At 62.8% G+C, this 12,545-nt stretch carries 15 protein-coding genes; 11 read left to right on the forward strand and 4 right to left on the reverse strand.

The features are described from left to right. Window positions 1-190 precede the first annotated feature (190 nt). The 6 genes from AC1RCO_RS11835 (at window position 191) to AC1RCO_RS11860 (ending at window position 3,303) form a co-directional block, all read left to right on the forward strand. Entirely contained in the window at window positions 191-760 is a 570-nt protein-coding gene (locus tag AC1RCO_RS11835; RefSeq protein WP_311167498.1) for an antibiotic biosynthesis monooxygenase, read from the forward strand. 176 nt (window positions 761-936) lie between these two features. Next, entirely contained in the window at window positions 937-1,647 is a 711-nt protein-coding gene (gene folM / locus AC1RCO_RS11840; protein WP_220223710.1) for a dihydromonapterin reductase, read from the forward strand. A gap of 23 nt (window positions 1,648-1,670) precedes the next feature. After that, window positions 1,671-2,231, forward strand: a complete 561-nt coding sequence (folE, locus tag AC1RCO_RS11845) for a GTP cyclohydrolase I FolE (RefSeq protein WP_011059303.1) — start codon at window positions 1,671-1,673, stop codon at window positions 2,229-2,231. Window positions 2,232-2,233: 2 nt separating this feature from the next. Further along, entirely contained in the window at window positions 2,234-2,614 is a 381-nt protein-coding gene (gene folX / locus AC1RCO_RS11850) for a dihydroneopterin triphosphate 2'-epimerase (RefSeq protein WP_011059302.1), read from the forward strand. Between the two features lie 60 nt (window positions 2,615-2,674). Then, entirely contained in the window at window positions 2,675-2,968 is a 294-nt protein-coding gene (locus tag AC1RCO_RS11855; RefSeq protein ID WP_011059301.1) for a DUF1244 domain-containing protein, read from the forward strand. Next, window positions 2,965-3,303, forward strand: coding sequence for a HopJ type III effector protein (locus AC1RCO_RS11860; RefSeq protein ID WP_019093350.1), 339 nt, complete (start codon window positions 2,965-2,967; stop codon window positions 3,301-3,303). The genes AC1RCO_RS11855 and AC1RCO_RS11860 overlap by 4 nt, the downstream gene beginning before the upstream one ends. Window positions 3,304-3,449: 146 nt before the next feature. Here AC1RCO_RS11860 and trxB read toward each other — a convergent pair whose 3' ends face one another. Further along, the gene (gene trxB / locus AC1RCO_RS11865) at window positions 3,450-4,412 is read right to left on the reverse strand and encodes a thioredoxin-disulfide reductase (RefSeq protein WP_011059299.1); all 963 of its coding nucleotides are present in this window, start codon (window positions 4,410-4,412) and stop codon (window positions 3,450-3,452) included. Window positions 4,413-4,722: 310 nt separating this feature from the next. On the opposite strand from trxB, the gene cysZ reads away from it, so the two are divergent. Both cysZ and AC1RCO_RS11875 read left to right on the forward strand, forming a co-directional pair. Then, entirely contained in the window at window positions 4,723-5,472 is a 750-nt protein-coding gene (gene cysZ, locus AC1RCO_RS11870) for a sulfate transporter CysZ (RefSeq protein ID WP_011059298.1), read from the forward strand. A 45-nt stretch (window positions 5,473-5,517) separates the two neighbouring features. Then, a complete protein-coding gene (locus tag AC1RCO_RS11875; RefSeq protein ID WP_492617724.1) occupies window positions 5,518-6,798 on the forward strand; it encodes a glycosyltransferase family 4 protein in 1,281 nt (426 codons plus the stop codon). Here the strand turns inward: AC1RCO_RS11875 and AC1RCO_RS11880 are convergent. From AC1RCO_RS11880 to AC1RCO_RS11890, 3 genes are all read right to left on the reverse strand, one after another. After that, on the reverse strand, window positions 6,795-7,898 hold the full coding sequence (locus AC1RCO_RS11880; RefSeq protein ID WP_011059296.1) for an NADH:flavin oxidoreductase: 1,104 nt from the start codon (window positions 7,896-7,898) through the stop codon (window positions 6,795-6,797). The two genes, AC1RCO_RS11875 and AC1RCO_RS11880, sit on opposite strands and share 4 nt — an antisense overlap. A 187-nt stretch (window positions 7,899-8,085) precedes the next feature. Then, a complete protein-coding gene (locus AC1RCO_RS11885; protein WP_015634175.1) occupies window positions 8,086-8,568 on the reverse strand; it encodes a glutathione peroxidase in 483 nt (160 codons plus the stop codon). A 121-nt stretch (window positions 8,569-8,689) separates the two neighbouring features. Beyond that, window positions 8,690-9,175 carry an FKBP-type peptidyl-prolyl cis-trans isomerase gene (locus tag AC1RCO_RS11890; protein WP_011059294.1) on the reverse strand — a complete coding sequence of 162 codons (486 nt, stop codon included), beginning with the start codon at window positions 9,173-9,175 and terminating at the stop codon, window positions 8,690-8,692. Between AC1RCO_RS11890 and AC1RCO_RS11895 the strand changes: the two genes are divergently transcribed. The 3 genes from AC1RCO_RS11895 to yihG are packed head-to-tail and all read left to right on the forward strand — an operon-like array spanning window position 9,144 to window position 12,544. Further along, window positions 9,144-9,482: a DUF3565 domain-containing protein gene (locus AC1RCO_RS11895; protein ID WP_011059293.1), complete on the forward strand. Its 339-nt coding sequence runs from the start codon at window positions 9,144-9,146 to the stop codon at window positions 9,480-9,482. The genes AC1RCO_RS11890 and AC1RCO_RS11895 overlap by 32 nt on opposite strands. Window positions 9,483-9,538: 56 nt before the next feature. Further along, entirely contained in the window at window positions 9,539-11,638 is a 2,100-nt protein-coding gene (gene pta, locus AC1RCO_RS11900; protein ID WP_492617725.1) for a phosphate acetyltransferase, read from the forward strand. After that, window positions 11,639-12,544, forward strand: coding sequence for a 1-acylglycerol-3-phosphate O-acyltransferase, YihG family (gene yihG / locus AC1RCO_RS11905; RefSeq protein WP_011059291.1), 906 nt, complete (start codon window positions 11,639-11,641; stop codon window positions 12,542-12,544). Window position 12,545: the final 1 nt, after the last annotated feature.

Here is a 12,545-nt window from a genome sequence, read left to right on the forward strand (position 1 = left end):
ACAAAGTGGCGATCATTCTACTCCCCTCAGGTGGCGATGCTTCAAGCACGAGAAAAACCGACCGCCGTCATTGGTGCCTGGGCAGCAATCAGGAATAATCCTTGCTTGCTTCAGGCGCGGCCCGCCACCCCGGTGCCTCGTCAAGCGACTGCCTTACCCAGGCAGCGCATTGGTTTTACGGAGATACATAATGTCTACCTCACCCGTCACCCTGATGGTTGCCCGGCGCGTTGCCGACGGCCGTTACCAGGACCTGATCGCCTGGCTGCGCGAAGGCGAACAACTGGCTACCGACTTTCCCGGCTACCTGGGTTCCGGCGTTCTTGCGCCGCCCCCCAACGATGACGAATTCCAGATCATCTTCCGCTTCGCCGACGAATCCACCTTGCATACCTGGGAACACTCCGCCTCGCGTACGGCCTGGCTGGCCCGGGGCAGCGACCTGTTCGCCCACCCTTCGGAGCACCGGGTCAGCGGTATCGACGGCTGGTTCGGCGCCGCCGGCCATCGCCCGCCGCGCTGGAAGCAGGCCGTGGCCATCTGGCTGGCATTCTTCCCGGTGTCGCTGCTGTTCAACTTTGTCCTGGGCCCGTTGCTCGGCGACCTGAGCCTGCTGCCTCGGGTATTTGTCAGCACCCTGGCCCTGACCCCGCTGATGGTCTATATCTTCATTCCGCTGTCCACCCGGCTGCTGGCCAACTGGCTCAACAGCACACCGGCCCGACCGCTGCCGGCCACCCCCTCGACGCAGAATCCGTGATTCGCCGGCAAGCCGGCTCCTACCACACCTCGCGCAATATTTGCGCCTACCGTAGAAGCTGGCTTGCCAACGAAAAAACCCCGCAAGATCGCATTCGCCGGCAAGCCCGTTGCCTGCAGGCACAGGGCCTTCCCTCGCTGGTATAGTTTTCCCACTACCCGCGACGCGAGCCCTTCATGAACACCTCTCCTGCCCCGATCCTGATCACCGGCGCCAGCCAGCGAGTCGGCCTGCATTGCGCCCTGCGCCTGCTCCAAGACGGGCAGCCGGTGATCATCACCTACCGCAGCCAGCGCCCGGGCCTTGAGGCCCTGCGGGAAAAGGGCGCGACCCTGCTGTTCGCCGATCTCTCCAGCGAAGCCGGGATCCTGGCCCTGATCACCGAGCTGAAAAACCGTACCCAGAGCCTGCGGGCCATCGTCCACAACGCCTCGGAATGGCTGGAGGAGAGCCCAGGCGACGAAGCAGCGGCCTTTGCCCGGATGTTCGGCGTGCACATGCTGGCGCCCTACCTGATCAACCTGCATTGCGCCGAGTTGCTGCAGCGCTCGAGCCCGGCAGACATCATCCACATCAGCGACGACGTGACTCGCAAGGGCAGCAGCAAGCACATCGCCTACTGCGCCAGCAAAGCCGGCCTGGACAGCCTGACCCTGTCCTTCGCAGCGAAATACGCCCCGACAATCAAGGTCAACGGCATTGCCCCGGCCCTGCTATTGTTCAACCCCGACGACGACGCGGCGTACCGCGCCAAGACCCTGGCCAAATCCGCGCTGGGCATCGAACCCGGCAGCGAAGTGATTTACCAGAGCCTGCGCTATCTGCTGGACAACCCCTATGTCACCGGCACCACCCTGACCGTCAACGGCGGGCGGCACCTCAAGTAAGCCGGCCCCTGTGAGGACCTTGCATGACCCTTTCCCTGCCCCAGCACTATCGCGAGATCCTCAAGGACCTGGGCGAAGACCCCGAGCGCGAAGGCCTGCTCGATACCCCCAAGCGCGCGGCCAAGGCCATGCAGTACCTGTGTCACGGCTACGGCCAGTCGCTGGAGGACATCGTCAACGGCGCGCTGTTTGCTTCCGACAGCGATGAAATGGTGATAGTCGCCGACATCGAGCTGTATTCCCTGTGCGAACATCACCTGCTGCCCTTCATCGGCAAGGCCCATGTGGCTTATATTCCTACCGGCAAGGTCCTGGGGCTGTCGAAGATCGCGCGGATCGTCGACATGTTCGCCAGGCGCCTGCAGATCCAGGAAAATCTCACTCGGGAAATCGCCGACGCGGTACAGAGCGTGACTCAGGCCGCCGGCGTCGCGGTGGTGATCGAGGCCAAGCACATGTGCATGATGATGCGCGGCGTCGAGAAACAGAATTCCACCATGCACACCTCGGTGATGCTCGGCGCCTTCCGCGATTCGAGCACCACTCGCCAGGAATTCCTGCAATTGATTGGACGGAGCAAGTAGCAATGCCACAACTTCAGCCAGGAATGGCTCGTATCCGAGTCAAGGACCTGCTCCTGCGGACCTACATCGGAATCAACGAGGAAGAGATCCTCAACAAGCAGGATGTGCTGATCAACCTGACCATCCTCTACGCGGCCCAGGACGCGGTGCGGGACAACGACATCGACCACGCACTGAACTACCGCACCATCACCAAGGCGATCATTGCCCATGTCGAGGGCAACCGCTTTGCCCTGCTGGAGCGCCTGACCCAGGAGCTGCTGGACCTGGTGATGAGCAACGCCTCGGTGCAGTACGCCGAAGTCGAAGTCGACAAACCCCACGCCCTGCGTTTTGCCGAGTCGGTGTCGATCACCCTCGCGGCCAGCCGCGCCAGCGCCTAGAAAACTGCCACAAGTGGCAAGGGCCCGCCTGGGCGCTTGCCCCTGTCCCGGAGAAACCCCATGACTGAACAACAACGCCTGGAACTGGAAGCCGCGGCCTTTCGCCGCCTGGTGGCCCACCTGGACAGCCGCAAGGACGTACAGAACATCGACCTGATGAACCTCGCCGGGTTCTGCCGCAACTGCCTGTCCAAGTGGTACAAGGCCGAGGCCGACGAACGCCAGATCGAGGTCAGCCTCGATGACGCTCGTGAAGTGGTGTATGGCATGCCCTACGCCGAATGGAAAAATCTCTACCAGAAAGAAGCCAGCGCCGAGCAGCAAGCGGCGTTCGCCAAAGGAAAACCCCAATGACTGACCTGAACACCCTGCGCGCCAGCCTGAACAGCGGTGAACACGCTTTTGCCGACACCCTGGCCTTTGTCGCCGCCGGCTATGACTACCAGCCCCAGGCCTTCAACAACGGCGGCGTGGAAAACGCCGCCGGGCAGAACGAAGGTTCGTGCAAGACCTTGGGCCTGGCCCTGCTGGAAGGCCTGAGCGACGAAGAGGCCCTGCTGGCCTTCGGCGAACACTACCGCTCGGTACTGGCCACCCCCGAAGGCACTGACCACGGCAATATCCGCGCCCTGATCGTTCACGGCCTGGCCGGGGTCAAGTTCTCCGCCCAGCCGCTGACCCGCCGCTGATCCGCATTCTGTAGGAGCTGGCTCGCCAGCGAAGGCGTCAGCACAGCGGCGCAAGGCTCGAGGGCCTGTTCGCCGGCAAGCCGGCTGCTACCGTGCAACACCCATAAAAAAACCGGCTTGCGCCGGTTTTTTTTATGGGTGGCAAATCAGAACGAAGCGTTCTGCAGGCCGTCCAGGTAACGCTCGGTGTCCAGTGCCGCCATGCAACCGGCACCGGCCGAGGTGATCGCCTGGCGGTAAACGTGGTCGGCCACGTCGCCGGCAGCAAAGATGCCCTCGACGCTGGTGGCGGTGGCATTGCCGTCACGGCCGCCCTGCACGACCAGGTAACCGTCCTTGAGGGTCAACTGGCCTTCGAACAGCGAGGTGTTCGGGGTGTGGCCGATGGCGATGAACACACCGTCGACCTTCAACTCGTCGAAGCTGCCGTCGTTGTTCTTCAGGCGGGCACCGGTCACGCCCATGTTGTCACCCAGGACTTCGTCCAGGTTGGCATTGAGCTTGAGGATGATCTTGCCTTCGGCCACCCGGGCGTTGAGCTTGTCGATCAGGATCTTCTCGGCGCGGAAGGTTTCGCGGCGGTGGATCAGGGTCACGGTGCTGGCGATGTTGGCCAGGTACAGCGCTTCTTCAACAGCGGTGTTACCGCCACCGACCACTGCCACCGGCTTGTTGCGATAGAAGAAGCCGTCGCAGGTGGCACAGGCGGAAACACCCTTGCCCATGAACGCTTCTTCCGAAGGCAGGCCCAGGTAGCGAGCGCTGGCACCGGTGGCGATGATCAGGGCGTCGCAGGTGTAGGTCGCGCTGTCACCGGTCAGGGTGTAGGGCTTGGCTGCGAAGTCCACGGCATTGATGTGATCGAAGACGATTTCTGTCTCGAAACGCTCGGCGTGCTCGCGCATCCGCTCCATCAGGGCCGGGCCGGTCAGGCCGTGCACGTCACCGGGCCAGTTGTCGACTTCGGTAGTGGTGGTCAGCTGGCCACCGGCCTGCATGCCGGTGATCAGCAGCGGCTTCAGGTTGGCACGGGCGGCATAGACGGCGGCGCTGTAACCGGCAGGGCCGGAACCGAGAATAATCACACGCGAATGGCGTACTTCAGACATGACTCACTCCTATCGACCGGCCCGGCTAGCCTGGCGCGGAACGCCGGATTGCCGGCTGGAATAAAAAAGGACGGCGAAACCTTGGGGAAGGCTTGAACTCGTCCGTCCAAAAAATAATGGGTGAAGCGTATAGAGGGGGCGAAGATTAAGGAAATACGGTTTAACAATCCAGCTCATAGGCGGTCTCTATCCTCAGGAGGCCTATTTGAAAGGGTCTTTGTTACCGTTGATGTCGGCCGCTTCGCCGTGCTTTCGCCCCCAGGACAAAGCCGGTAAGGTCGGCGCGTTTTCATTCTGCTCGGAGCGCTCTATGCCCGCCCCTGTCCTGTCCGGCCCGCAATACCTGCGTGAAGGCCTGAAGCTGGTCCTCAGCCCCGGCCTGCGCCTGTTCGTGCTCCTGCCCCTGGCAATCAACCTGGTGCTGTTCGTCGGATTGATCTATTTCGCCGGCCATCAATTCAGCCTCTGGGTCGATGCGCTGATGCCGTCCCTGCCCAGTTGGCTGAGTTTCCTCAGCTATGTCATCTGGCCGCTGTTCGTGGTGCTGGTGGCCTTCATGGTGTTTTTCAGCTTCACCATGCTGGCCAACATCATCGCCGCACCCTTCAACGGCTTCCTCTCGGAAAAAGTCGAAACCGTGGTGCGCGGCACCGATGATTTCCCGCCCTTCAGCTGGGGTGAGCTGATTGCCATGATCCCCCGCACCCTGGCGCGGGAAATGCGCAAGCTCGGCTACTTCCTGCCCCGGGCCATCGGCCTGTTCATCCTCTCGCTGATTCCGGTGGTCAACCTGATTGCCGCGCCGCTGTGGCTGCTGTTCGGTATCTGGATGATGGCTATCCAGTACATCGACTACCCGGCGGACAACCACAAGATGAGCTGGCAGGACATGCTCGCCTGGCTGCGCCAGAAGCGCTGGCAGAGCCTGGGCTTTGGCGGCATCGTCTACCTGGCGCTGCTGATCCCGCTGGTCAATATCCTGATGATGCCGGCCGCCGTGGCCGGTGCCACGCTGTTCTGGGTGCGTGAACGCGGGGTGGAGAACCTGCCGGCCAAATAAGGCCGGGGCGTCATAAATCCATCATCGCAAGGTCACAATGGCGACATGGCCTCAGCCGACACTGAGGCCATGACGACAGCTCTGCATATCACCCTCATCACTGAAACCTTCCCACCGGAAATCAATGGCGTGGCCAATACCCTTGGCCGCCTCTGCGAGGGCCTGCGTGCCCGTGGGCATCAGGTTGAGCTGGTGCGCCCGCGCCAGGGTTGCGACCAGAGCCGGGCCAGCGACGAAGCCCTGCTGCTGTGCCGGGGCTGGCCGCTGCCGGGCTACCCGGGGCTGCAATGGGGCCAGTCGTCGATGCACAAGCTGCTGCGACGCTGGAAACGCCAGCGCCCGGACGTGCTCTACATCGCCACCGAGGGGCCGCTGGGGCTGTCTGCGCTGCGGGCCGCCAAGCGCCTGGGAATCTCCGTGGTCAGCGGCTTTCACACCAACTTCCAGCAGTACTCCAGCCAATATGGCCTGGGTTTGCTGACCCGCCTGCTGACCCACTATCTGCGCTGGTTCCACAACCGCTCGCAACTGACCCTGGTACCCAGCGCCAGCCAGCACCTGGAGCTGGCGCGCCGGCATTTCGAACGCCTGGCCCTGCTGTCCCGGGGCGTCGACAGCCAACTGTTCCACCCGGCCAAGCGGCTCGATACGCTGCGGGCCGACTGGGGCCTGGGCGCCGATGACCTGGCGGTGATCCACGTTGGGCGCCTGGCGCAGGAGAAGAACCTGGGCTTGCTCAAGCGCTGCTTCGAACGCCTGCAGGCGACTTATCCACAGCGCAGGATGAAGCTGATCGTGGTGGGTGACGGCCCGCAACGTGGGGCTCTGGAAAAAAGCCTGCCCGAGGCCCTGTTCTGCGGCAGCCAGCGGGGCGAAGCCCTGGCCGCCCACTACGCCTGCGGGGATCTGTTTCTGTTTCCCAGCCTCACCGAAACCTTCGGCAACGTGGTGCTGGAGGCTCTGGCCTCGGGGCTCGCGGTGGTGGCCTACGATCAGGCTGCCGCAGCCCAGCATATCCGCCATGGCTACAACGGTGTGCTGGCCATGCCCGGCGACGAAAGCGCCTTCTGCGACGCTGCCAGCTGGCTGCTGGAAGAACCGGAAACCTTGCGCCGGGTACGCCTCAACGCCCGCCAGCATGCCAGCCGCCAGGGCTGGGCCGCGGTTATCGAGCAGTTTGAAGATCGCCTGCGCAGTGCCTGCGAGCACGGGCCGGCCGAGGATTACGAAGGGCTTATCGAAGCGACGGTCAAACCCCGCAGCGCCGTGGAGACACTCGGCACGGCAAGGGGGCTCCCCCCCTCGCCGCCCGGAGCCGGCAGTTAAACCAGGGTCGTCAGCGCGTCACGGCTGAACGGCAGGATGTCCTGCTCGCGACCTTCACGGACTTTCTGCGCCCAATCCGGATCCACCAGCAGTGCACGGCCCACGGCCACCAGATCGAACTCGTCGTTATTCAGACGCTGCAGCAGGTTTTCCAGGCTGGCCGGCTGCGCCACCTTGTCGGTGTTGACCATGAACTGCAGGAACTCGCCGTCCAGGCCGACGCTGCCCACGGTGATGGTGGGCTTTCCGGTGAGTTTGCGGGTCCAGCCCGCCAGGTTGAGGTCGGAACCTTCGAACTCCGGCTCCCAGAAGCGGCGGGTCGAGCAATGGAAGATATCCACACCGGCATCCGCCAGCGGCTTGAGGAAGGCCTCCAGAGCTTCCGGGGTCTGCACCAGGCGCGCGCTGTAGTCCTGCTGCTTCCACTGGGAAAACCGCAGGATGATCGGGAAATCCGGACCGACAGCAGCCCGCACGGCCTGGATCAGCTCAATGGCGAAGCGCGAGCGCTGGGCCAGGTCGCCACCGTATTCATCGGTACGCTGGTTGGTGCCTTCCCAGAAGAACTGGTCCACCAGGTAACCGTGGGCACCATGGATCTCCACGCCGTCCATGCCGATGCTCTGGGCATCCTTGGCGGCCTGGGCAAAGGCAGCGATCACCTCCTGGATGTCCTGGTGGGTCATGCCGTGCACCAGCACCTTGCCGTCCTTGAGCTTCTCGGTGGGGCCGTAGCCGGGCACGCTGGCGTCCGGCTCGGTGCCCAGGCGCCGCACATTGCCCACATGCCAGAGTTGCGGGACGATCTTGCCGCCTTCGGCGTGGACCGCATCCACCACCTTCTTCCAGCCGGCCAGGGCCGCCTCGCCATGGAACTGCGGCACATTGGGGTAACCATTGGCAGCCTGGTGACCCACCGTGGTGCCCTCGGTAATGATCAGGCCGACACCCGCAGCAGCGCGGCGGCGGTAATACTCGATGACCTTGGAGTTGGGCACGCCACCGGGGGAAAACGACCGGGTCATTGGTGCCATCACCACGCGGGTCGGCAGTTCCAGCGCGCCGAGTTGAAAGGGTTTGAACAAGGCTTGAACAGGCATGCTGCGCTCCGAGAAAAAGGCTTGAGTCGATATTCGACGCACAAGACTGCGCCGGGTACCGGCCCCGGCGCACTTATGATGAGGATAATATTCCCCCCTCAATGCGCTGCACAGCATTATTGATTTGAGTGATTTAGATGCAAAAACGCCGCATTGAAGCGGCGTTAAACAAGGGCCCGGCGCGGGTTCAGCTCAAGGCTTTTTCAATCGCCTGGATCACTGTCGGATCATCGGGAGCGGTACGCGGCGAGAAACGCGCCAGTACCCGGCCGTCCTTGCCCAATAGGAATTTCTCGAAGTTCCAGGTGATGTCCCCGGGAAACTCGGCGCCTTCGCCCGCCAGCAGGCGGTACAGCTGATGGCGCTCGGGACCGTTCACGTCCAGTTTGCTGCTCAAGGGAAAGGTCACCCCGTAGTTGAGGCTGCAAAATTCCTGGATCTCCTGCTCGGTGCCCGGTTCCTGCCCGGCGAACTGGTTGCAAGGCAACCCCAGCACGCTGAATCCCTGGGCCTTGTATTGCTGGTAGAGATTCTCCAGCGCCGCATATTGTGGTGTCAGACCACATTTGGAGGCGACGTTGACCACCAGCACGACGTGCCCCTTGAAGGGCGCGAGCGGCAGCTCCTGACCATCCAGGGCTTTCAATTTAAGGTCGTGAAAAGCACTCATGACGAACTCCAAATTCCTGTGTTCTTACAGAAAACAGCCTCTCGACAGTACAGCCAAAAGCCGCGGACTAAAAAGGCGCCCTCGGGCGCCTCTCCAGTAAGCTTGAGCTTAGCGCAGAAAATCAGTGGTGATGGCCACCTTCGCCATGGACGTGACCATGAGCGATTTCTTCCTGGCTGGCGTCACGGATGGCAACGATCTTGACCTGGAAATTCAGGCGCTGACCGGCCAGCGGGTGGTTGCCGTCGACGGTAACGTCGTCGCCGTCCAGGTCACGGATAGTCACGATCTGCATCTGGCCGTCCGGAGCGGAAGCGTGGAACTGCATGCCCACTTCCAGTTCGTCGACGCCTTCGAACATGCTGCGGCTCAGGGTGCTGACCAATTCGGCAGCGTATTCGCCGTAGGCATCTTCAGGTTCTACGGAGACTTTCAGTTCGTCACCAACTTGCTTGCCTTCCAGGGCCTTTTCCAGACCAGGAATGATGTTACCTGCGCCTTGCAGGTAAACCAGCGGGGCGCCGCCGGCAGAGCTGTCGATGACCTCACCAGCGTCGTTGGTGAGGGTATAGTCGATGGAGACAGCCTTATTGGCGGCGATCAGCATGGGGCGGGACCTTTTGCATAAGAATGAAGAACGTCCAAGTTTAGCGAAGCAATCGCTCGAAAGCGAACGGAACCCGGACCAACGGAACGTGAAAAATCACTCGACAATCTGCGGTTTTCATCAGGATGAAGAAGGCCATTGGGTGGCTGAACTGTCCTGCGGGCATACCCAGCACCTGCGCCACCAACCGCCCTGGCAGTCCCGGGCCTGGGTCCTGGAGCCGCAGTTGCGAGCCAAAAAAATAGGCCAGCGCTTTGCCTGCGGCTGGTGTGCTCAAGCCCCGGATAACGATAACCTTAGCGCCTGACTTCAGGCAGACGGCCAAAGACCGTCGCCTTTGCCATGCACCTTCTGAGAATTCGCATGCAAACTTTTTTCATCGCGCCCACCGATTTTGGAGTGGGTCTGACCTCCATCAGCCTCGGGCTGGTGCGTACGCTGGAACGGGCTGGCCTCAAGGTCGGCTTCTTCAAACCCATAGCCCAACCTCACCCCGGTGACACCGGCCCCGAGCGTTCCACCGAACTGGTGGCGCGCACCCATGGCCTGAAACCGCCACAACCCCTGGGCCTGGCCCATGTGGAGCGGATGCTCGGCGACGGCCAGCTGGATGAGTTGCTGGAAGAAATCATCACCCTCTACCAGCAGGCAGCCATCGGCAAGGATGTATTGATCGTCGAAGGCATGGTGCCGACCCGCAGTGCCAGCTACGCCGCCCGGGTCAACCTGCACCTGGCAAAAAGCCTGGATGCCGAGGTGATCCTGGTATCCGCCCCGGAAAACGAAGTGCTCACCGAGCTGTCCGGCCGGGTCGAGTTGCAGGCCCAGCTGTTCGGCGGTCCGCGGGACCCGAAAGTGCTGGGGGTGATCCTCAACAAGGTGCGCACCGACGAAAGCATGGAGGCGTTTTCCGCGCGCTTGAAGGAACATTCGCCCTTGCTGCGCAGCGGCGACTTCCGCCTGCTGGGCTGCATTCCCTTCCAACCGGAACTGAACGCGCCGCGCACCCGTGACGTAGCGGACCTGATGGGCGCCCAGGTGCTCAACGCCGGCGACTACGAAAGCCGGCGCATGACCAAGATCATCATTTGCGCCCGCACCATGCGCAACACTGTGGAACTGCTCAAGCCCGGCGTGCTGGTGGTGACCCCGGGCGACCGTGACGACATCATCCTCGCCGTGAGCCTGGCGGCCATCAACGGCGTGCCCCTGGCCGGCCTGCTGCTGACCAGCGACACCCTGCCCGACCCGCGGATCATGGAGCTCTGCCGGGGCGCCCTGAACGCCGGCCTGCCAGTGCTTTCGGTGAGCACCGGATCCTACGACACCGCCAACCAGCTCAATGGCCTGAATAAGGAAATTCCCATCGATGACCGCGAGCGCGCGGAAATCATCACCGACTTCGTCGCCAGTCACCTGGACGCCAACTGGCTGCACCAGCGCTGCGGCACCCCACGGGAAATGCGCCTGTCACCTGCGGTGTTCCGCTACCAGTTGATCCAGCGCGCCCAGCAGGCCAACAAGCGTATCGTCCTGCCTGAAGGCAGCGAGCCGCTGACCGTGCAGGCCGCCGCCATCTGCCAGGCCCGGGGCATCGCCCGCTGCGTGCTGCTGGCCAAGCCCGAGGACGTGCACGCGGTGGCCCGGGCCCAGGGCATCGAACTGCCCGAAGGCCTGGAGATTCTCGACCCGGACCTGATTCGCCAACGCTATGTGGAGCCCATGGTGGCCCTGCGCAAGAGCAAGAGCCTCAACGCTCCCATGGCCGAGCAGCAGCTGGAAGATCCGGTGGTGATCGGCACGGTGATGCTGGCCCTGGATGAAGTCGATGGCCTGGTTTCCGGGGTCATCCACTCCACTGCCAACACCATCCGCCCGGCCCTGCAGTTGATCAAGACCGCGCCGGGCTGCAGCCTGGTGTCCTCGGTGTTCTTCATGCTGTTCCCCGAGGAAGTGCTGGTGTATGGCGACTGCGTGATGAACCCGCACCCCAGCGCCAGCGAGCTGGCGGAAATCGCCCTGCAGAGCGCCGACTCGGCAGCCGCCTTCGGTATCACCCCGCGCGTGGCGATGATCAGCTACTCCAGCGGCGACTCGGCTAGCGGCGAGGAAGTGGAGAAAGTTCGCGAAGCCACTCTGCTGGCCCACGAAGCCCAGCGTTCGCTGCTGATCGACGGGCCGTTGCAATACGACGCCGCGGCCAACGAAAACGTCGCCCGGCAACTGGCCCCCAGCAGCCAGGTCGCGGGCAAGGCCACGGTCTTCGTGTTCCCTGACCTCAACACCGGCAACACCACCCACAAGGCGGTGCAACGCAGCGCCGATTGCGTGAGCCTGGGGCCGATGCTGCAAGGCCTGCGCAAACCGGTGAACGACCTGCCCCGGGGCGCCCAGGTGGACGACATCGTCTACACCATCGCCCTTACCGCGATTCAAGCCGCCAACCGACCTATGGATGTCTAAATGCTGGAATTCCTACCTGCCGTGGTGCGCGGAGTCATCGCCTCGCTCCTGTTGGCGCTGAACACCATCCTGCTGTGCTCGTTCCTGTTCTGCGTGGCGTTGGTCAAGGCCCTGCCGTTCGCCCTCACCCAGCGCTTGAGCCTGTGGCTGATGAACCACACCCACGAAGCCTGGATCAGCAACAACAAGGCCTGGATGCAGTTGGTATGCCGTACCCGTTGGCACGTGCAGGGCCTGGAAGGCCTGGATTACCAGCACTCCTACCTGGTCACCAGCAACCACCAGAGCTGGGTCGACATCATGGTCCTGCAGTACGTGCTCAACCGGCGTATCCGCCCCCTGAAGTTCTTCCTCAAGCAGGAGCTGATCTGGGTGCCGGTGATTGGTCTGGCCTGGTGGGCCCTGGGCTTTCCGTTCATGAAGCGCTACTCCAAGGCGTACCTGGAGAAGCACCCGGAAAAGAAAGGCAAGGACCTGGAAACCACGCGCAAGACCTGTGCGAAGTTTCGCAACAACCCGGTGGGCATCTTCAACTTCGTCGAGGGCACGCGCTTTACCGACGCCAAGCACGCCCAGCAGCAATCGCCGTTCCGCTACCTGCTCAAGCCCAAGGCCGGCGGCATCGCCTTTGTCCTGGATGCCATGGGCGAGCAACTGCAGTCGATCATCGATGTGACCATCCACTACCCAGCGGGCCGCCCCGGTTTCTGGGACCTGCTGTGCGGCAGGGTCAAGGATGTGGTGGTGCGTTTCGAAGAGGTGCAGATCCCGGCGCAGTTCCTTGGCAAGAACTACGAGCAGGACACGGCCTATCGCCAGGAATTCCAGGGCTGGATCAACCAGCAGTGGCTGGACAAGGATGCGCTGCTCGAAACGCTGCATCGGGAGTATCCGGCAAGACCCTGAG

The organism is Pseudomonas sp. GW823-FHT03E05, from assembly GCF_058796855.1.

Coding starts and splice junctions, on each gene's coding strand:
- AC1RCO_RS11835 (WP_311167498.1), top strand. CDS start 191: ATGTCTACCTCACCCGTCACCCTGATGGTTGCCCGGCGCGTTGCCGAC.
- folM (WP_220223710.1), top strand. CDS start 937: ATGAACACCTCTCCTGCCCCGATCCTGATCACCGGCGCCAGCCAGCGA.
- folE (WP_011059303.1), top strand. CDS start 1,671: ATGACCCTTTCCCTGCCCCAGCACTATCGCGAGATCCTCAAGGACCTG.
- folX (WP_011059302.1), top strand. CDS start 2,234: ATGCCACAACTTCAGCCAGGAATGGCTCGTATCCGAGTCAAGGACCTG.
- AC1RCO_RS11855 (WP_011059301.1), top strand. CDS start 2,675: ATGACTGAACAACAACGCCTGGAACTGGAAGCCGCGGCCTTTCGCCGC.
- AC1RCO_RS11860 (WP_019093350.1), top strand. CDS start 2,965: ATGACTGACCTGAACACCCTGCGCGCCAGCCTGAACAGCGGTGAACAC.
- trxB (WP_011059299.1), bottom strand. CDS start 4,412: ATGTCTGAAGTACGCCATTCGCGTGTGATTATTCTCGGTTCCGGCCCT.
- cysZ (WP_011059298.1), top strand. CDS start 4,723: ATGCCCGCCCCTGTCCTGTCCGGCCCGCAATACCTGCGTGAAGGCCTG.
- AC1RCO_RS11875 (WP_492617724.1), top strand. CDS start 5,518: ATGGCCTCAGCCGACACTGAGGCCATGACGACAGCTCTGCATATCACC.
- AC1RCO_RS11880 (WP_011059296.1), bottom strand. CDS start 7,898: ATGCCTGTTCAAGCCTTGTTCAAACCCTTTCAACTCGGCGCGCTGGAA.
- AC1RCO_RS11885 (WP_015634175.1), bottom strand. CDS start 8,568: ATGAGTGCTTTTCACGACCTTAAATTGAAAGCCCTGGATGGTCAGGAG.
- AC1RCO_RS11895 (WP_011059293.1), top strand. CDS start 9,144: ATGGAGACAGCCTTATTGGCGGCGATCAGCATGGGGCGGGACCTTTTG.
- AC1RCO_RS11890 (WP_011059294.1), bottom strand. CDS start 9,175: ATGCTGATCGCCGCCAATAAGGCTGTCTCCATCGACTATACCCTCACC.
- pta (WP_492617725.1), top strand. CDS start 9,539: ATGCAAACTTTTTTCATCGCGCCCACCGATTTTGGAGTGGGTCTGACC.
- yihG (WP_011059291.1), top strand. CDS start 11,639: ATGCTGGAATTCCTACCTGCCGTGGTGCGCGGAGTCATCGCCTCGCTC.